An 18716-nucleotide genomic window follows, 5' to 3' on the forward strand; every position below is an offset into this window, starting at 1 on the left:
GTAGCGGGGGTGTTCGTTGTGGTCGGGGCGGTGTCGGGGGCCATCGCGCCCGTGCTCGGCGCCATCGCAGCCGTACCGGGTGTCGACCTGCCTGTACCGGGTGCCGTCCCGGCCGTATCGGACCCCGTCGCGGCGGGCGTCGGTTTCGGCGGCGTGGTGGTGAAGGTCTGGCCCAACCCCGGGTCCTGGCGCAGCACCGCCTGGTGCAGGGCCCTGAGCGCGGGGCTCGGGTCGACGCCGAGGTGCTCGGCGAGGTGGGAACGCAGAGCCTCGTACGAGGCGAGGGCCTCGCTCTGGCGGCCGGCCAGGTAGAGCGCCCGCATCTGGAGGGCGCGCAGGCGCTCCCGCAGGGGGTGGCGGGCCACGAGGTCGGCCAGTTCGCCGGCGAGGAGTACGTGGTCGCCGGTCTCCAGGCGGGACTCGGCCTGCTCCTCCAGCACGGACAGTCGCTGCTCGGCTAGGCGCCGCGCGGTGCCTCGTACGAACTCCTCGTCCGCGAAGTCGGCGTACGCGGGCCCTCGCCACAGGTCGAGGGCCTCGGTGAGCAGCGCGGCCCTCACGCGCGGGTCCCGGACGAGGCGGGCCTCAGCCACGAGGGCGTGGAACCGGTCGGCGTCCACCTCGTCGGCCGTGGGGTCGAGCCGCAGGCGGTAGCCCGGGGCCTGCCTCACAACGCGGTCCCGGCCAAGGACCCGGCGTAACTGCGAGACCTTGGCCTGGAGGGCGCCGGTCGGTTTGCCGGGCGGTTCATCGCCCCACAGGTCGTGGACGAGGCGGTCGGCGGAGGCCGGCTTGCCGTCGTGCGCGAGCAGATCCGCGAGCAGTGCCCGGACCTTGAACTCGGGGACCCTGACCGCCTCTCCCTCGTCATCCCACACCACAAGTGGCCCGAGCACCCCAAACCGCATGCGAGCAACGGTACATGTCCGAGTGTGCCCGGCCTGGACGCAGGGCGCTCACCTGCCCTGACGGCCGACCGTCAGCGGACCATCAGGGACTCCGAAGCCCCTCCGAAGCGTCCGCGCGCACAGTCGTTTCCGCCGGGTGACGTGGCGTGCCCGGCGGCAGGGCCATCAGGAGGGAGCGGTAGGCATGACCAGGTACGCGGGCAGGAGGGCCGTGGTCGTCGGCCAGGGCACCGGGATCGGTCTGGCCATCGCCAAGCGCCTCGTGGAGGGCGGCGCGGAGGTACTGCTGACCGCTGGCACCGCGCGGGATCGGGCGGACGCGAGCGCCGAGTTGGGCTCCGCCGCGCGGGTGGTCGCGCCGGACGCCGTCGAGTCCGCGGTCGGACCGTGTGGCGGCGTCGACCTCCTGTTCGCCGACGCCGTACCCACCGTGCGTCCGCTGCTGCCGCACCTGAAGGACGGAGGCGCGGTCGTGCTCACCGCTGCCGCCCCCACCCCGGCCTCCGTGCACGTGCTCGCCGCCGAGCTGGTCTCGCGCGGCATCCGCGTCAACGCGGTGGACCCGAGCTGTATCGAGGCGCCGGCCGGCGGCGCCTCTCCCCTGCCGCCGCTGGGCCGCCTCGGCTCCGCAGAGGAGGTGGCCCGGGCCGCGCTGTTCCTCGCCACGGACGCGACGTTCACGACGGGCGCCCGGCTGCCCGTCGACGGCGGCCTCGGCCACCCGTAGCCGGACGTCCCCGCACGCCCCGTACGTGCCAAGCACCCACACAGTCCCGGACGTACCTCGTCCCCAAGATCCGGAGATCATGAAATGAGTACCTCACCAGACACCACAACCGCTCACGGCAAGGAGACCCGTGCCGCGCCCGATGCCAAGGCCGGCGGCGAGGAGCGGCAGAAGCTTCCGCTCTTCGCCCTGCTGGCCCTCGCCACGGCCGTCTTCATCACCAGCCTCACCGAGACCCTCCCGGCCGGCCTGCTCCCGGCGATGAGCGACGACCTCCACGTGAGCGAGTCCGCGACCGGCCAGACGGTGACGATCTACGCGATCGGCACCGCCCTGACCGCGATCCCGCTGACCGCGGCCACCGCGGCCTGGCGGCGCAAGGTGCTGCTGCTGACCGCCATGGCGGGCTTCGCCGTGGCCAATACCGTCACCGCCGTGTCGTCGGTCTACGGTGTGACGATGGTGGCGCGCTTCGTCGCGGGTGTCGCCGCCGGTGTCGCCTGGGCCCTGCTCGCCGGATACGCCCGGCGCATGGCACCCGTCCCACTGCAGGGCAAGGCGATCGCCATCGCCATGGCGGGCATTCCCGTGGCGCTCTCCCTCGGCGTGCCGGCCGGCACCTTCCTCGGCGAGACACTCGGCTGGCGCACGGCGTTCCTGTCCATGACGGCGCTCACGGTGGTGCTGCTGCTGTGGATCTTCGCAGCCGTGCCGGACTACCCCGGGCAGAAGGCCGGTGAGCGCCCGAAGATGCTGAGCGCGCTGCGCGTCCCGGGCGTGGCCCCGGTCCTGATCGTCACGCTGGTCTTCGTGCTGGCCCACACCATCCTGTACGCCTACGTCGCCACGTTCCTGAAAGACCTGGGCATGGGCGGCGACACCGACGTGGTGCTGCTCGTCTTCGGTGCCGCCTCGCTGGTCAGCATCTGGATCGTGGGCTCCCAGATCCACCGTCGGCTGCGCGGGCTGACCATCGCCAGCACGCTGCTGGTCGCCGTGTCTGCGGCGCTGCTGGCCGTGCTCGCCGACAACACCGCCCTGGTCTACGTCGCCGCCCTTCTGTGGGGCCTGGGCTGGGGCGGCGTACCCACCCTGCTGCAGACCGCTGCGGGTGATGCCGGAGGCGACTCCGCCGACGCGGCCCAGGCGATGCTCGTCACGCTGTGGAACGTCGCCATGGCGGGCGGCGGTGTCATCGGCGGCATCCTGCTCGACCAGATCGGCAGCGAGTCCTTCCCCTGGACCATGGTGTTGCTCCTCCTGCCGGTGCTCGCGGTCGTCGTCCTCGCCCGCAGCCACGGCTTCCCCGCGAAGCGGCCCGGCGCCGCGTAGGGCGTCGGACGGCCCTCGAATCTCCCGCCTCCACGGGGAAGTTCGGGGGCCGTCCGCGTGCCGGTCCCTTCCGCTTCCGAAGGACAGATCCGAAGAACCGGACCTCAAGGGCCGGATCCTGACGGCCAGAAAGGAATCCCCATGCGCATCGGTGAGCTGTCAGAGCGCACCAACACCTCCCGCAGACTGCTGCGGTACTACGAGGAGCAGGGCCTGCTCTTCTCCGAGCGCTCCTCGAACGGATACCGCTCCTACGACGAGCGGTACGTCGACCGCGTACTGCAGATCCGCGGTCTGCTGGACGCCGGTCTGCCGACCCGGATCATCCGGCAGATCCTGCCGTGCCTGCACCATCCCCGCGTCATCCACTTCCCCGACGCGTCACCGGAGATCATCGCCACCCTGGAACGTCAGCGCGACCGCATGACGGAACGCATCCGCTCCCTCGTCCGCGACCGCGACGCCGTGGCGGAGTACATCGACGTCGTCCGCGACCACCGGAACCGACCGACCCCGGAGTCCGCCCTCGCCGAACGCCCCTGCGCCGACCTCCGAGCGGCCCCGCCGACCGCCGCCTGACCTGCCTACTTGACCCTCACACCAGTGTCACCGTTGGAGCGTGGACCCGTGGCTGAACAGCTGCTCCACCATGTCGAGTCCGGCGTCTGCACTCTGCCCTTCTCCTGTACGGCTACACCATCGACCATCGGTTCCTGCTGCCCCTGAAACCCGGCTTCGCCGAGCGGGACGGCTGGCGCCGACCACAACGTCCGCCTCGACCAGCTGGCCGTAGTGCACGGTCTGTTGGGCGCCGGCTCGCCGCCCTGGCGGCCGACCGCTGACGCACCCCTCGCGGGTCCCTGTACGGCCGCCGAAGGTACATCCCCCGGCCTTCGGCGGCCACCGGCCTTTTGGTCACGAACTCTTGACCCTGACGGCGAGCGCCTGGCGCATCCCTCACACGCCCCCGCCGCCCAGCCTTCCAAGAGCCCGGTGACCGGCGGCCGAGCCCTCCTCAAACCTTCCAACCACACGCCGCCGCAAGCCCGTTCCCCCGCGTCCGTACCACCCGTCGCACCCACCCCCGAGCCCTCTTTCGCGCAGGTCAGAACGCGAAGTCGCAAAGTCGCCGAGCAGCCCGTGAAATTTTCCTTCGAGAAGGTATTTTTATGGCGCGAAGATGCTCGGTACATCTACCGGCGTGCGAGCGATCCAGTACTAGGGGGCGTGACGTCAGATGTCGTCAGGAGATACAGCGCACATACGCGAGCCCGACCCGGACGAGGCGGCACGCATGCAGACGTTCCTTGAGGAGATCTTCAGTCCGCTCCAGCGGGCGGAACAACGCCGTTGGGCCCGGGCGTATCTGAGGGGCCTGCTTCACGTCACCGGCCGGAAGACCCCGCGGCGCATGGCGCGAACCGAGTCGCTGCCCCCGGCCGCAGCGCAGAGCCTGCACCAGTTCATCAACGCGAGCCCCTGGGACTGGGAGCCGGTCCGCCGCAGGCTCGCCCTACGGGTCGCCGCAAGCACCACGCCGTACGCCTGGACCGTCGCCGAACTCATCATCCCCAAGCGTGGCGAGTACTCGGTGGGCGTACACCGCCGCCTGGATGTCACGACTGGACTCACCGTCAACTGCCAGCGGGCGCTGGGGCTCTTCCTGGCCGCAGGCGCCCACTGCTTCCCTGTGGACTGGAGTCTCGTCCTGGACGAGGCCTGGGGCCGGGACCGTCCGCGCAGACTCCGGGCGCGCATACCGGAGGTTGAGACCGCGCGCCCCGTCGCCGGTCACGTCCTCGGCCTCGCCGCCGACGTCGTCGCGCAGCCCCGGCTGCCCGAGGTGCCCTGGGTGCTCGACCTGACGCGGTGCGACGACGCGAGCGGCGTGCTGGCCGGGCTGGCCCGGCAGCGGCTCGACATCGTCTGCGAGGTCGAGCCGGGCCAGGTCATGTTCACCGGGGACCGCTTCCCGACGGTGATCACCATCGGTGAACTGATGGAGAGCCGGTACACCCGGCAGCCGCAGGTGATCACGCGTCAGGCAGCCGACGGCACAACCAGGGCAACGCTGATCCACACCTACGCCGGGACGGTACGCCTGCCCCGGCGCAGCGTCGGCCGGGACGAGGGTGCGGTCACCTACCGCGTCCTGAAGCTCCCCGCCCCGGACGGACGCCGGCCCGCCCGGTACGGTTCGCGACCTGCCAGCCGACGATCATCCGCGAGTACACGTCCAGGACAAACGCCACGTATGCCCATCCCGACCACGTCCTCACATAAGTCATGTCGGCGACCCAGAGCTCGTCCGGACGGGAGGCTGTGAAGTCCCGATCGACCAGGTCCGGCGGCCTCGGCGCCGACGGTTCGCAGATCGTGGTGCGGCGCCGCTGTCCGCGAATGACACCCTCCAGGTTCAGCTCGGCCATCAGGCGCTCGACGGTGCAGCGGGCGACGTCCACCCCCATGCGCTTGAGGGCACGGGTCATCCGGCGGGCTCCATAGGTGCCCGCCCGACTCGGCGTGGACCGACTCGATCACAGGCATGAGCTGTTCATCGCGGAGCCGGCGGGCCGACTTCGGCCGCTTCTTGCGGGCAAAGTACGTCGACGGCGACAGCTCCAGCACCCGGCAGACGGGATCGACCCCGAGACCCTTGTCACGCAGATGGTCGATCACCTGCTCGGCCTCGTCCGGGGACGGTCGATCTCCTGGGCAAAAAACACCGACGCGGCCTTGAGGATGTCGTTCGCCCGCCTCAACTCCGCCACCTCTTTGCGGAGTTGCCTGAGCTCGTCCTGCTCGGCGGTGGTCAGCCGGTCGTCGCGCTCGCCACAGTCGGCCTCCGCCTGGCGGACCCAGCCGCGCAGGGCCTCTTCATGGATGCCCAGGTCCTTCGCAACGTGCGCGATCGGGCGGCCGGTGGAACGGACCTCGCGGACCGCGCGCTCGCGGAGCTCGTCCGGGTATTTACGGGGTGCGGGCATGGTGCTGGTGGATTTCCTTCGCCAGGACCGTAACCCTGGCATCAGGGACTCCACAAATCTCAGTACAGCTCAGGAGCGCATGTACTTCTACGCGTGGGGCAACGGCAAGATACGCATTGTGCTCCAGGCCGAAGGCCAACCACCCACCAAGGCCGGCCGGTTCGTGGCCGGCCTCCAGCAGTGGTTGGCCTACGCCAACCTCCGCTCCTGTGGCCGCGGCCTTGAGATCGGCCTGCCCGAGAACGTCTGGCAGTGCGAATTCCTCATCCCCGATGAACGAGGCACGCTCCGCACCGCCCGCGTCCGCTGGACCCACTCAGGCACAGCCGCCACGCGCGTCGGTGCGGGCGCCCGGAGCGTTGAGTACCTGGACGGCACCGCGCGCAGGGTCGACGACCGGGACACGGAGAGCATCACGGAGCGGCCGATACTGATCCGGTACAGGTGATTGAGAAGGCGTCCACCGACCGACCAACTTGTCCGGTCGAGCCAACGCCCTGTACCTCGCCCAACCGCCTTCTGGGTTATGGATCGCGGTCGGGTGCCGGCCGAGACGAGCACAGCGACGGTGGCGGGTTGCCTTCGAGAGCTTGACGGGAGTCGAGGATCGCGTACTCGACCTGGTTCAGGAAGGCGCCCCCGGTGGTTAGAACTCGACCCGAAAGCGGGACAACGCGTCCAACGCCTCGCCCGCGGGCGCATCAGCAGACAGACTCATACACAGCGGCCGTTCTCTTGCACTTCGTGACTCGACATCTCGAAGCGTGGAGAACGGCCGCCTCCGCTGTCCCGGAAAGAACCGCAGATCAGCAGGTCGGGTGACCTGCGACGTTAAACGCCAAGCTCAGCCGCGCCAGCGTCACACGCAGGGCGTCGCGGTCCGGATCTGTCACGGCCGTGCTTCGGTTGAGGCCAGGCGGTCTGCTTCGTTGATCTTCCCGAAGGGAACGTGCACGCTGGGCGTGTAACGGGACGTGCCGGTCAGATGGCCGACCTGGTCGTCGAAGAAGATGTGGGGCTTGAGGACCCGCATGATCGTGCTCTTGTCTATGCCGCCGAGGAAGAAGGCGTCGTTGACGGTCACTCCCCAGTCCTTCAGGCTTCGCACTGCCCGTTCGTGGGCGGGTGCGTTGCGGGCGGTGACGAGAGAGACATGGACGCGGATCTGGTATCCGGGGTCGGTTGTTCGCTGTTCTTCTTCGCACTGCTGGAGTCGGTTGATGCTGGCGAGGAAGTCCCGCAGGGGCCCCGGGTCGTGCGGTGTGGCGGCGTTCATCGTCTCGTGGGATCGGAATCTCTCGATGCCGTCGGTCTGATAGATCTGTTCCGAGGCGTCGTCAGCGAGTACGCCGTCGAAGTCGAAGGCGATCCGCAGGTCCTGGTCGTCGGTTTCGTCAGCTGTGACGGCGCCCAGGACGCGACCGGCGGGCAGCCCGAGGGCGACGGCTTCGCGGACGTCGGTTTCGTTCGCGGACAGGAACAGAGACATGTTCAGAGCGGGCATGAAGCGGTAGGGCGAGCGGCCCTGCATGAAGATGGCCCGGCTTATCGGCAAGCCGTGGGACTGGATGGACCGCATGACCCGAAGCCCCGTGTCGGGGTCGTTGCGTGACAGGACGATCACCTCGACCAGAGGGTCCTCGGGTGAAAGATCGTTCAGGGAAAGCAGCCTGCGGATGAAGGGGAAGGCGACGCCTTTGCCCAGCGTGTCGTCGAGGTGCTGTTCCTGATAGGCGCGGTAGACCTCCTCCCCCTGCTCACGAAAGACGGCATCCGCCTCCGCCAGGTCGAACAGCGCGCTGGAGGCGATGCCGATGACCAGGCGTTCCTCAAGTTCGTAGGCCACGGCTCCCCCTTGCGTCAATTCGCACACCTGTCTAAATCATCGCACCGAGACGCCGTGCGCCCTTGGGCCGGCCCGGCGCCAGGAGGCGCCCCGGTCGGCGGCGGCGAGGAACCAGCGGTGCGGCACTCCCAGTCCGGCCGACGGCGTGTACTGAACGCCGTCTTCGCCTCAAACCCGGAGAAGAGGCCCCTGGCCTGCATCGACGAAGGCGTCCCGAGGCCCAGGCCGGTACGAGAAGTCACCCTACGGGGGCGGGCCCGCCCGGTTCGGACCAGGCCCGACGAAGCGATCTCACACCACAGGACCGGGCCGACTGCGAGCCTTCAAACCACGCGCCCCTCGACCGCCACTACCGAGGGTCCCTTGCCGCTGAACAGTCGACGCTCCTGCTGAGCAGACCCCGGAGACGTCATACACAACCGAAGGTCAGCCGACTCGCAGAGGCGTACGCCCGATCCGGCATCAATCCTACCTTCCAGTAACTTCTACCGGAGCCCGCTCTCCAAAACCGAGCAACTCCTTGGTCGGCACGCGGGGACTGCTCACCTCCAAGACAGCCGCAACAGAAATGGCGGCGGGTCGACGGAACTGATGGGGCCACCGTCCTCGGAGGCGGGTCGCTCGCGCGGGTCGGTGTCGGTTTCGGGCAGGAGTGGCGTCCTGTGTATGCCGTTCATTGTTGGTCGTGCCGTAGCTCACGTAGGAACTTCGCGACCTGGAAGGCGAGTTCGATGGACTGGACGGCATTGAGGCGTGGGTCGCAGGCGGTTTCGTAGCGGGTGGCGAGGTGGGTGTCGAGTACTTCGTCGAGGTCGCCGCCGAGGCATTCGGTGACGTCGTCGCCGGCGAGTTCGAGGTGGATTCCGCCCGGGTGCAGGCCCTCCTGCCGGTGCGCCGCGAAGAACTCGGCGACCTCGGCCGTGATGTCGCGGAGCCGGCGCGTCTTGTAGCCGCTGTCGGAGACGAAGGTGTTGCCGTGCATGGGGTCGCAGGCCCAGACCGGGGTGTGCCCGGCGTCGCGCACGGCCCGCAGCAGCGGCGGCAGCAGGTCGGTGCCCTTCCCGGCGCCGAGCCTGCTGATCAGGACGAGCCGCCCCGCAGCCCGGTCCGGGTCGAGGCGTTCGCACAGTTCGCGCAACTGGCGGGGTGTCGTGGTCGGACCGACCTTGATCCCGACGGGGTTGCCGATGCCGGACAGCAATTCCACGTGTGCGCCGTCGAGTTGGCGGGTGCGGTCACCGATCCACACCATGTGGGCACTGGTGTCGAACCAGGTGCGCCGCTTCTCGTCGTAGCGGGTCAGCGCCTGCTCGTAGTGGGGCAGCAGCGCCTCGTGCGAGGTGTAGAGCTGGATCTGGTGCAGCGCGGCCTGGGAGCGGGTGTCGACGCCGCAGGCGGACATGAACCGCAGGGCCCAGGTGATGTCGTCGGCGGTCTTCTCGTAGCGTTGCCCGGCGGCGCTGCTGCGGACGAACTCCTGGTTCCAGTCGTGGACCTGGCCGAGGTCGGCGTAGCCGCCCAGGGTCAGGGCCCTCAGGACGTTCAGGGCGGCCGAGGAGTGCTGGTAGGCGCGCAGCAGGCGGGTGGCGTCCGCGCGGCGCGCCTCGGCGGTGAACTCGGGGCCGTTGACGATGTCGCCGCGGTAGACGGGCAGTTCGGTGCCGTCGATCGTCTCGGTGGGACGGCTGCGGGGCTTGCCGAACTGGCCGCCGATCCGTCCGACCTTCACCACGGGCAGGCCGGATCCGTAGGTGAGGAGGATGGCCACCTGGAGGATCACGCGCAGTTTGCTGCGGACGCCTGCCTCGGTGCAGGAGCTGAACCGTTCGGCGCAGTCTCCCGCCTGCAGCAGGAAGCCCTGGCCGGCGGCGACCTGGGCGAGGGAGTGCCGCAGGTCGAGGATCTCGTGCGGGAGCACCAGCGGGGGCTGCAGGGCGAGGGTGTTCTCCACGCGCCGCAGTTCCTCGGGGTCGGGCCAGTGGGGCTGCTGCGCGGCGGGACGGCCGCGCCACGATCCGGGGCTCCAGGTGTGCTCGCCCGTACCGGCCTGGGGGTCCGGGTGGTGGGGGGCGGTTGGTGCCGTGGTGTGTGTGTCGCTCGCTGTCATCCGATCAGTTCCTTGATCGTGGCGCCGGGATCCCCGGCCCGCATGAGCAGTTCTCCGACGAGGACCGCGTCCACGCCGGCCCGTCGCAGTTCGTGTGCGTCCTGTGCGCCGCGGACGCCGCTCTCGCCGACCATGACCCGCCGGCTGCCCACCCGCCGGCGCAGCCGGGCGGAGAGGGTCCGGTCGATCGAGAAGTCCCGCAGGTCACGGTGGTTGACGCCGATGACGTCGGCGCCCGCTGCCAGGGCGGTGTCCACTTCGTTCTCGTCGTGCACCTCGACCAGTGCCTCCATGCCGTACCTGCGGGTGTATGCGAGGAGTGCGGCCAGTCGCTGGGGGGTGAGCACGGCCACGATGAGGAGCAGGGCATCGGCGCCGAGCGTCCGGGCCTGCAGGATCTGGTACTCGTCGACGATGAAGTCCTTGCACAGGACGGGAAGGTCGGAGGCGTCGCGGGCGGCCGTGAGGTGGTCGGGACTGCCGCCGAAGCCGTCCTCGTGGGTGAGGACCGACAGGGCGCAGGCGCCGCCGCTCTGGTAGGCGCGGGCCAGGTCGGCCGGCCGGTAGTCGTCGGTGAGCGGGCCCTTGGAGGGGCTGCGGGGCTTCATCTCGGCGATGACGCCGAGGCCCGGCCGGCGCAGTGCGGCGGCGAAGTCCCGGGCCGGCGGCGCGGCCGCGGCGCGCGCGACCAGTTCCGTCTCGGGGCGGACGGCGCGGCTCCGTTCGGTCTGCCGTTCGGCGTCCGCGACGAGGGTCGCGAGGATGTCGCTCACGCGGGCACCTCCAGTTCGGTGCGCTGCCAGGAGGCGCGGGTCCAGCGGTGGAGGAGGTCGGCGGCGGCGCCGCTGTCGACCGCCGAGCCGGCCAGGCGCAGTCCGTCGGCCCAGGTGCCGGCCAGGGCGGCCACGCGCAGGGCCGCGGCCGCGTTGAGCAGGACGGCGTCGCGCGCGGGGCCCGCCTCCCCGGCGAGGACGCGGCGGGCGACGGCCGCGTTGGCGGCGCGGTCGCCGCCGGTGAGGTCGCCGGGGCGGGAGCGCGGCAGCCCGTGGTCGGCGGGGTCGAAGTGGTGGGTGGTGCGCCGGCCGTCGCGCAGTTCGACCAGGTGGGCGGGTGCGCCGGTGCTCAGCTCGTCCATGCCGTCCTCGCTGTGGAACACCAGGGCGCGGGTGACACCGAGGCGTTCGAGGACCTCGGTCATCGGCTCCACCAGATCCCGGCTCGGCACGCCGAGGGTGCGCAGGCGGGCGCCCGTCGGGTTGCACAGCGGACCGAGGAGGTTGAAGACGGTGCGGGTGCCGAGTTCCCGGCGTGGGCCGGAGGTGTGTTTGAAGGCGGGGTGGAAGAGGGGCGCGTACAGGAAGGTGATGCCGGTGCTGCGCAGACAGGCGGCGGCTTCGTCGGCGTCGAGGTCGATGCGGATCCCGAGTTCCTCCAGGACGTCGGCGCTGCCGCAGGCGGACGACGCACTGCGGTTGCCGTGCTTGGCGACGCGGGCCCCGCAGGCCGCGGCGACGATCGCGGCGAGGGTGGAGATGTTGAAGGTGTTCAGGCCGTCGCCGCCGGTTCCGCAGGTGTCGAGGAGTTCTCCCTCGCAGGGCACGGGGGTGGCGAACTCCTGGGCCGCGCGGGCCATTCCCACGAGGTCGTCGACGGAGGCGCCGCGCACCGTGACGGCCAGCGCGAACCCGGCGATCTGGGCCGGTGTCGCCTCGCCGCGCATGATCACGCGCATCGCCTCGGCCGCCTCGGCCTCGGTCAGGGGCCGTCGGGCGACGGTTCTCAGTAGCTCAATCATCACCGCACTCCAGGAAGTTCGCGATCAGCTGCTTGCCCTCGGGGCTGAGCACCGATTCCGGGTGGAACTGCACGCCGTACGTGGGGTGCTCGCGGTGGCGCAGGCCCATGATCGTGCCGTCGGCCGTGCGGGCCGTGACGACGAGTTCGTCCGGCAGGCCGGCGTCGCTCACCACGAGCGAGTGGTACCGGGCTGCCGTGAAGGGGTCGGGGAGTCCGGCGAGCACACCGCTGCCGTCGTGGTGGACCAGGGAGGTCTTGCCGTGCACCTGCTTCCCGCGCACCACGGAGCCGTCGAAGGCCGCGGCGATGCTCTGGTGGCCCAGGCAGACTCCGAGGATCGGCAGCCGTCCGCCGAGTGCGCGGACCGCCTCGACGCAGATCCCGGCGTCGGCCGGTGTTCCGGGCCCCGGTGAGAGCAGCAGCAGGTCGAACGCGGCGAGTTCGGCGACGGAGACGGCGTCGTTGCGGAAGACCGTGGGCCGGCCGCCCATCTCGGTGACGTAGTGCACGAGGTTGTAGGTGAAGGAGTCGTAGTTGTCGATCACCGCGACGCGCGGTCGGCCGGCGTTGCGGGGGCGGGTATTGGTGGAGGTGTTCATCCCTGGGCCTCCGCCCGGTGGACGGCCGTGATCATCGCGCGCGACTTGTGGAGGGTCTCGCGGTATTCGGACGTGGCGTCGGAGTCGGCGACGATGCCCGCGCCCGCCTGCACATGCACCCGGCCGTCGGCCACGACCATGGTGCGCAGGGCGATCGCGAAGTCGGTCAGTCCGTCGAGGCCCGCGAAGCCGAGGGCACCGCCGTAGACACCGCGCTGCTGGGGCTCCAGCTCCGCGATGATCTCCATGGCGCGGATCTTGGGTGCCCCGGAGAGGGTTCCGGCGGGGAAGGCGGACCGCAGGGCGTCCAGTGCGCCGCGGCCCGGGGCGAGCAGGCCCGTGACGGTGGACGACAGGTGCATCACGTGGGAGAAGCGTTCGACCCGCATGAGCTGCTCCACCTGTACGGTGCCCGGTTCGGTGACCCGGCCGAGGTCGTTGCGGCCGAGGTCGACCAGCATCATGTGCTCGGCGCGTTCCTTCTCGTCGGCGAGCAGTTCGTGCTCCAGGTCCAGGTCCGTGCGGGGGTCGGGGTGCCGGGGCCGGGTGCCGGCCAGTGGCCGGGTCCGCACCCGGCGGCCCTCCGCCTTGACGAGCAGTTCGGGCGATGCCCCGATGATGTGGCGGCCCGCGCCCAGACTCAGGTGGTACATGTACGGCGACGGGTTGGTCGCCCGCAGATGCCGGTACAGGTCGAGCGGTTCGGCGCGCAGGGGCCTGCTGAGCCGGCGGGACAGCACGATCTGGAAGGCGTCGCCGGCCGCGATGTGTTCACGGGCGCGGGCGACACGGTTTTTGAACTCCGCCTCGGTGAGGTTGGCGGTCCAGCCGTCCGTCGCCTCCGCGTCCGGCGGGGCGGTGTCCGCGAGCGGCCGGCCCGTGAAGGCGTCGGGTCTGCCCGCGCCCCGCAGCCTGTGGTTGAGGTGGACGATCCGGGCGACGGCGTCGTCGTAGGACTCGTGGGCCGGGCGGTACAGGGTCATCAGCAGGACGCGCCGGGTCGCGTGGTCGAAGACCACCAGGTCGTCGGCGGCCAGGAAGGCGGATTCGGGCAGGCCGGGCGGCGCGCCCGCGGAGACGGGCAGGTCTTCGAAGTGGCGTGCCGCCTCGTAGCCGAGATAGCCGACGATCCCGCCGTGGAACGGCGGCAGGCCGTGCAGCGGGGCCTCCGAGACCGCGAGCAGGGGTTCCAGTGCGGCCAGCGGGTCGCCGTCGGGCAGGTCGAGCGGGACCGGCCGGTGTCCCACGTACGAGTAGCGTGCGACGCCGCCGGAGACGGGCACGCTCTCCAGCAGGAAGCCTGCCTCGTCGGGCCCGCACAGCTGGGAGAAGGCGGTGACGGGGCTGATCACATCGGCCAGGAATTCCTGGTGGAGCGGGATGACGTCGTACTCGCGTGCCAGCGCCGCGGCGGCGGCACGGTGGGGCACGGTGGCGCGGGCGGCCTCGGTCGCGTCCGCCGTGCGTTCTTCGATGGGATGGGTGGTCATGTCGCCTTCCCTGTCGTGAATTGCCCGCCTGCCGACGAACGGCAGAAAGACCACATGTGCGGCCGTCGATCCACCGCTCCGCACTGTATGAATGCGCCCTATGGCTTCGCTATCGGAGGCATATCCGTTGTGTGACTTCGTTTCGCGTCGGCAGCCGAGGGGCGCGGTGGGCGGGGCCGGTGCGCCGAAGTCGATGGGCGAGGCCGCCTGTGGGGACCGGTGTCCCGCGGCCGCGCGGCGAAGGGGGGTGGTAACTGCTCGCCGGGGAGTCCCTACGAGGTCGAGTTGGCTCGATCGTGTGATGGTCAGGTCGCTGGCTTGCGGTGTCCTGGGCTGATCGGGTTGACGTGCTCGGGCGATCTGGGACGGCGGGAACGGAGCCAGCGTGCGGAGCCCCCTCTCCTCCGGAGAGAAGGTTTGGGGCCTCTCCGTCGCCCTCTGTCCGTACCCACTTGGCCAGGTCGTGAGGGAACTGGCCTCCCTGGATCGGACCACGCACGCGATGCGTGTCGCCGCCCAGGGGTCGAGTACGCCGGGGACCAGTGCGCTCAAGACCGTTCGGGGTGTGCGGCTGGACATGTGCACTCATGCTCAGTCCAAAGGAACGGTGTACTTCTCGGCCGAGCCGAGCGGGCCTGCGGGGCCCGCCGTTGCCGGGCGGGTCAGCGGCGGTCGGGCCCGGCGGCGGAGGCGATGCGCCCGACGCCGACGACCGCGCGCCGCGGGATGGTGATGCGCCACTTGCCGGTGGCTTCCTCGTAGCGCAGTTCGCTCGTCCGCAGGGACCCTTCGCCCTCCGGGTAGCAGAAGATGGACTGGGCGGTGCGGGTCACCCAGCGGTAGGCCTCGTTCTCGGTCCGGCCGTCGAAGACCTTGACCAGTCCGTACATGTTGAGCAGGTACCGGCCGATCTCGAGCTCGGCCTCTTCGGGGGTGACGCCGACGGCGGTGTAGGGGTCGTCGATCTCCACGACCTCGTGGTGGTCGTAGCCGGCCTTCTCCAGGTAGCCGTCGATCTCGTCGCGGGTGAAGTGCAGGAACTTGTGGCCGGTCGCCGAGTACGCGTCGGTCACCTCCTCGAACCAGACGTCCACGGGCGAGCCGACGAGGAAGTCGTGCAGGATGAACGTGCCGCCGGGGCGGAGCATGCGGTGGGCCTCGGTGGCCACCGTCTGACGGTCCGAGGGCGGCACGTGGTGCGAGCCGTAGGCCAGCAGCACGGCGTCGACGGTCCGGTCGCGCAGCAGGGGCTGTTCCGCGCGCTGCAACAGCGCCGGCATGCCCGCCGCCCACGCCGACGCGACCATGTGCGGGGAGGCGTCGCAGGTCAGGATGTTGAAGTCGCCGATGCCCAGTTCCTCGCACACTTTGCGTACCAGTCCGTCGCCGCCCAACAGGTCGACCATGACGGGCCGTTCGCCGTCCGGGGTGCGGCGCACGGTGCCGGCGAAGCCGAGGAGTTCACGGATACCTGTCTCGCGGGCCAGCGAGTTGAGCGTCTGGGCCTGTACGTACTCCACGCCGCGGCTGCCTTCCGTGCCGGCGCCGAAGTCGTCGTGCTGCTCCAGGGTGGTGCACAGGGCGGCCTCCCAGGCGGCGAGGCGCTGCGGGTCGGCGAGGGCGTGCAGTTCGGGATGGCTGCGCCGGAGTTCCGTGAGCTGACCTTGCACGTCGTCCCCTGTCACGGTGTATCCGCTCGTCTGTGCGTGCATGAGTGAGGATCTCCTCTGCCTGGGGGGAGGGTGGCCGGCCGGGCGCCGGTCGGTCACCGCTTGGGCCGGGTGCGGACACCGTGCTGACCGCGGAACGTGCGAGCACGAGGCTAGGAGCGCTCACTTTCTCCTCGATATCCATCCGTTTTCGCTTCGCCGGAGGGCGGGGTGGACCCTGCCGAAAGTAAGGCCGAAGAGATGTCGTTCGTGCGTGGTGACGGCCGAGGGCGGGCTTCTACTGTCGGTGGGCGGAGAGAACATCCGACGAAAGTGTCAGAGCGCGGAGCCGAGTCCGGAGGACGTCAGGGATGAAGAAGCAGTTGGACGAGCCCGGCGGCGCCGCCGGCGCCGGGGCCCGGTTCGCCGGCGGGGCCCGGGTCGCCGGCGACGCCCCGCCGTCCGGAACGCTCGTCGACGGGCACGCCGGGCTGACGTCGGCTCAGGTCGCCGAACGCGTCGCCGCCGGCCACGTCAACGATGTGCCGGTCCGGTCGAGCCGCGGTATCGGCGAGATCGTCCGGAGCAACCTGTTCACCCGCATCAACGCGATCATCGGCGTGCTGTTCGTCATCATCATGATCGTCGGCCCGGTGCAGGACGGGCTGTTCGGCGGTGTCATCCTCGCCAACACGCTGATCGGCATCATCCAGGAGGTGCGGGCCAAGCGGACCCTCGACCAGCTCGCGATCGTCGGCGAGAGCCGTCCGCGGGTCTGGCGCGACGGGCGGCGCGTCACGCTCAGCGCCTCCGAGATCGTCATCGACGACGTCATCGACCTGGGCCAGGGCGACAAGATCGTGGTGGACGGGACGGTCACCGCGGCGGAGAACCTGGAAGTCGACGAGTCGCTGCTCACGGGCGAGGCGGATCCGGTCGTCAAGCGTCCCGGTGACGCGGTGATGTCCGGCAGCTTCGTGGTGGCAGGGTCCGGCGCCTTCACCGCCACCCGGGTGGGGCGGGAGGCCTACGCCTCGCAACTCGCCGAAGAGGCCCGGCGCTTCAGCCTGGTCAACTCCGAGCTGCGCAACGGCATCGACCGGATCCTGAAGTTCGTCACCTGGGCGATCATCCCGGCGGGCATCTCGCTGATCATCACGCAGTTCATGGTGAACGACGACGATCTGCCCGAGGCGATCCGCCGCATGGTGGGCGGTCTCGTACCCATGGTCCCCGAGGGTCTCGTCCTGCTGACCTCTCTGGCCTTCGCCGTCGGCGTGGTCCGGCTGGGCAAGCAGCAGTGCCTGGTCCAGGAGCTGCCCGCCATCGAGGGCCTGGCCCGGGTGGACACCGTGTGCCTGGACAAGACGGGAACACTCACCGAGGCGTCGATGGACGTCGACGAGGTCCTTCCGCTGCTGGGGGACGTGCCCGTGGCGCAGGTGCTCGGTGCCCTCGGCGCCGCCGACGAGCGCCCCAACTCCAGCCTTCAGGCGATCATCGAGGCCCACCCCGCCCCCGAGGGCTGGCAGCGGACCGCGACCGCGCCGTTCTCCTCGGCCCGGCGGTGGAGCGGCGCCACGTTCACCCAGCCCTCCGGTGCGGAGTCGACCTGGCTGCTCGGCGCGCCCGACACCATGCTGCCGGCCGGGCACTCCGTGCTCACGGCCGCGGACTCCTACGGCGCGCGCGGCCTGCGCGTCCTGCTCCTGGCACGCTGCTCACGGCCGCTGGGCGAGCTCCTGGACGACACGGCGGGGGTGGCTGACGCGGTCACACCCGCGGCGCTCGTCGTCATCAGGCAGCGCATCCGCCAGGAGGCCCCCGCCACCCTGCGGTACTTCGCCGACCAGGGCGTCTCGGCCAAGGTGATCTCGGGCGACAACGCGGTGTCCGTCGGCGCCGTCGCGTCGGGCCTGTCCCTGCCCGGCGCGGACAACCCCGTGGACGCCCGGTTCCTCCCGGAGCACCCGGAGGCCCTGGCCGACGCCGTCGAGCAGAACGCCGTCTTCGGCCGGGTCGGCCCCCAGCAGAAGCGGGACATGGTGGGTGCCCTGCAGTCCCGGGGCCACACCGTGGCGATGACCGGCGACGGCGTCAACGACGTCCTCGCGCTCAAGGACGCCGACATCGGCGTGGGAATGGGCTCGGGCAGCCCGGCCACCCGGGCGGTGGCCCAGATCGTGCTGCTCAACAACAACTTCGCCTCGCTGCCCTCGGTGGTCGCGGAGGGCCGCCGGGTCATCGGCAACATCGAGCGCGTGGCCAACCTGTTCCTCACCAAGACCGTGTACTCGGTGCTGATGGCCGTCGTCATCGTGCTCGCCCAGGTGCCGTACCCCTTCCTGCCGCGCCACATCACGCTGATCGGCTCCCTCACCATCGGCATCCCCGCGTTCTTCCTCGCGCTGGCCCCCAACTCGGAGCGCGCCAGGTCGAACTTCGTGGGCCGCGTCCTGCGGTTCGCCATTCCCGCCGGCGCGCTCGCGGCGACGGCCACCTCGGTCGCCTACCTGTTCGCCCGGTCCGTGTACGACGACAACCTGGACGCCGAGACGTCGGCGGCGACCCTCGCGCTGTTCCTCACGGCCCTGTGGGCGCTGGCCATCATCGCCCGCCCCTACACCTGGTGGCGGATCCTGCTGGTCCTGACGATGGCGGTGTCGTTCGCCGTCGTGCTGGTGGTGCCGTATCTCCAGGAGTTCTTCCAGCTGAAGCTGGTCGGCGTGGCGGCGCCGTGGACGGCGGTGGCCTGTGCCGCGGTCGCCGGACTGGTGCTGGAGTTCGTATGGGCCCGTATGCGTCGGCGGCTGGCCGACGACTGAACCGGCGGGGGCGGTGACATCCCCCGGACCGCCCTCGCGAGGGGAGGGACGCCCGGCCTGTGCCGGGCGTCCCTTTCGTCCGTCCGCCTGCCGGGCGCGGTGCGGTCCAGCCGTTCCACCGACGGGACCGCTGCAGGCTCCGCCCGCGCGGTGCCGGGGTGTCACGTCGGTGTCGAAGGTGTCGGTGAACGCCGTGGAGGGCATCCGGCCCTCGGTGCCGATCGCGGGCACCGCGTTCGCCGAGAAGCGGTTCTCCCCCACGGATGACACAGGTGCGCCCGAGTGCGATCGGGCCCGGACGTCGACGCGGCCCGGCACGCGTCCCCCGGCTGCCGTGCGTCCCCCGCCGGTTCGCTCACGCGGGGATCGACGACCGGAACACCTACCGTTTCGGATCGACGAATCCGAGTTCCGGATCAGAATGGCGGCAGATTTTGCATGCCTGTGTA

The 18716-nt window shown here is 70.6% G+C and carries 15 protein-coding genes and 1 pseudogene; 6 read left to right on the top strand and 10 right to left on the bottom strand.

Features of this window, described 5'->3' with window-relative positions; all coding sequences use genetic code 11:
• On the bottom strand, window positions 1-908 hold a 908-nt coding region (locus P1P70_RS05655), incomplete at its 3' end, for an AfsR/SARP family transcriptional regulator (RefSeq protein WP_319235080.1).
• A 184-nt stretch (window positions 909-1092) separates the two neighbouring features.
• Between P1P70_RS05655 and P1P70_RS05660 the strand changes: the two genes are divergently transcribed.
• The 4 genes from P1P70_RS05660 (at window position 1093) to P1P70_RS05675 (ending at window position 5293) form a co-directional block, all read left to right on the top strand.
• Window positions 1093-1635, top strand: coding sequence for an SDR family oxidoreductase (locus tag P1P70_RS05660; protein ID WP_319235082.1), 543 nt, complete (start codon window positions 1093-1095; stop codon window positions 1633-1635).
• A gap of 84 nt (window positions 1636-1719) precedes the next feature.
• Window positions 1720-2967 (top strand): MFS transporter, encoded by a 1248-nt coding sequence (locus P1P70_RS05665; RefSeq protein ID WP_319235084.1) that lies wholly within the window; start codon window positions 1720-1722, stop codon window positions 2965-2967.
• Window positions 2968-3108: 141 nt separating this feature from the next.
• Window positions 3109-3546, top strand: a complete 438-nt coding sequence (locus tag P1P70_RS05670) for a MerR family transcriptional regulator (protein WP_319235086.1) — start codon at window positions 3109-3111, stop codon at window positions 3544-3546.
• Window positions 3547-4261: 715 nt separating this feature from the next.
• A complete protein-coding gene (locus P1P70_RS05675; protein WP_319235087.1) occupies window positions 4262-5293 on the top strand; it encodes a transposase in 1032 nt (343 codons plus the stop codon).
• On the opposite strand, the pseudogene P1P70_RS45670 reads toward P1P70_RS05675, so the two are convergent.
• Window positions 5217-5465, bottom strand: a pseudogene (locus tag P1P70_RS45670) (IS3 family transposase); the annotation flags it as partial. The gene P1P70_RS05675 and the pseudogene P1P70_RS45670 overlap by 77 nt on opposite strands.
• Before the next feature lie 177 nt (window positions 5466-5642).
• Window positions 5643-5954, bottom strand: coding sequence for a transposase (locus P1P70_RS05680; protein WP_319235089.1), 312 nt, complete (start codon window positions 5952-5954; stop codon window positions 5643-5645).
• On the opposite strand from P1P70_RS05680, the gene P1P70_RS05685 reads away from it, so the two are divergent.
• Window positions 5953-6402 (top strand): hypothetical protein, encoded by a 450-nt coding sequence (locus tag P1P70_RS05685; protein ID WP_319235091.1) that lies wholly within the window; start codon window positions 5953-5955, stop codon window positions 6400-6402. The genes P1P70_RS05680 and P1P70_RS05685 overlap by 2 nt on opposite strands.
• 441 nt (window positions 6403-6843) lie before the next feature.
• Here P1P70_RS05685 and P1P70_RS05690 read toward each other — a convergent pair whose 3' ends face one another.
• The 7 genes from P1P70_RS05690 to P1P70_RS05720 form a co-directional block, all read right to left on the bottom strand.
• Window positions 6844-7800 carry a 5'-nucleotidase gene (locus P1P70_RS05690; protein WP_319235093.1) on the bottom strand — a complete coding sequence of 319 codons (957 nt, stop codon included), beginning with the start codon at window positions 7798-7800 and terminating at the stop codon, window positions 6844-6846.
• Between the two features lie 673 nt (window positions 7801-8473).
• Window positions 8474-9907 (bottom strand): class II 3-deoxy-7-phosphoheptulonate synthase, encoded by a 1434-nt coding sequence (locus tag P1P70_RS05695; protein ID WP_319235095.1) that lies wholly within the window; start codon window positions 9905-9907, stop codon window positions 8474-8476.
• A complete protein-coding gene (trpC, locus tag P1P70_RS05700) occupies window positions 9904-10680 on the bottom strand; it encodes an indole-3-glycerol phosphate synthase TrpC (protein ID WP_319235096.1) in 777 nt (258 codons plus the stop codon). The genes P1P70_RS05695 and trpC overlap by 4 nt, the downstream gene beginning before the upstream one ends.
• Window positions 10677-11702: an anthranilate phosphoribosyltransferase gene (gene trpD, locus P1P70_RS05705; protein WP_319235098.1), complete on the bottom strand. Its 1026-nt coding sequence runs from the start codon at window positions 11700-11702 to the stop codon at window positions 10677-10679. The genes trpC and trpD overlap by 4 nt, the downstream gene beginning before the upstream one ends.
• Window positions 11695-12303 (bottom strand): aminodeoxychorismate/anthranilate synthase component II, encoded by a 609-nt coding sequence (locus tag P1P70_RS05710; protein WP_319235100.1) that lies wholly within the window; start codon window positions 12301-12303, stop codon window positions 11695-11697. The genes trpD and P1P70_RS05710 overlap by 8 nt, the downstream gene beginning before the upstream one ends.
• Window positions 12300-13793 carry an anthranilate synthase component I family protein gene (locus P1P70_RS05715; RefSeq protein WP_319235102.1) on the bottom strand — a complete coding sequence of 498 codons (1494 nt, stop codon included), beginning with the start codon at window positions 13791-13793 and terminating at the stop codon, window positions 12300-12302. Before P1P70_RS05715 ends, P1P70_RS05710 begins: the two co-directional genes overlap by 4 nt.
• Before the next feature lie 662 nt (window positions 13794-14455).
• Entirely contained in the window at window positions 14456-15505 is a 1050-nt protein-coding gene (locus P1P70_RS05720; RefSeq protein WP_319235104.1) for a class I SAM-dependent methyltransferase, read from the bottom strand.
• A gap of 308 nt (window positions 15506-15813) precedes the next feature.
• Here P1P70_RS05720 and P1P70_RS05725 point away from each other — a divergent pair, with 308 nt between their 5' ends.
• Entirely contained in the window at window positions 15814-18267 is a 2454-nt protein-coding gene (locus P1P70_RS05725; protein WP_319235106.1) for an HAD-IC family P-type ATPase, read from the top strand.
• The last annotated feature ends 449 nt before the right edge of the window (window positions 18268-18716 follow it).

This window comes from Streptomyces sp. MB09-02B, from assembly GCF_033794485.1.
Taxonomy (GTDB): Bacteria; Actinomycetota; Actinomycetes; order Streptomycetales; family Streptomycetaceae; genus Streptomyces.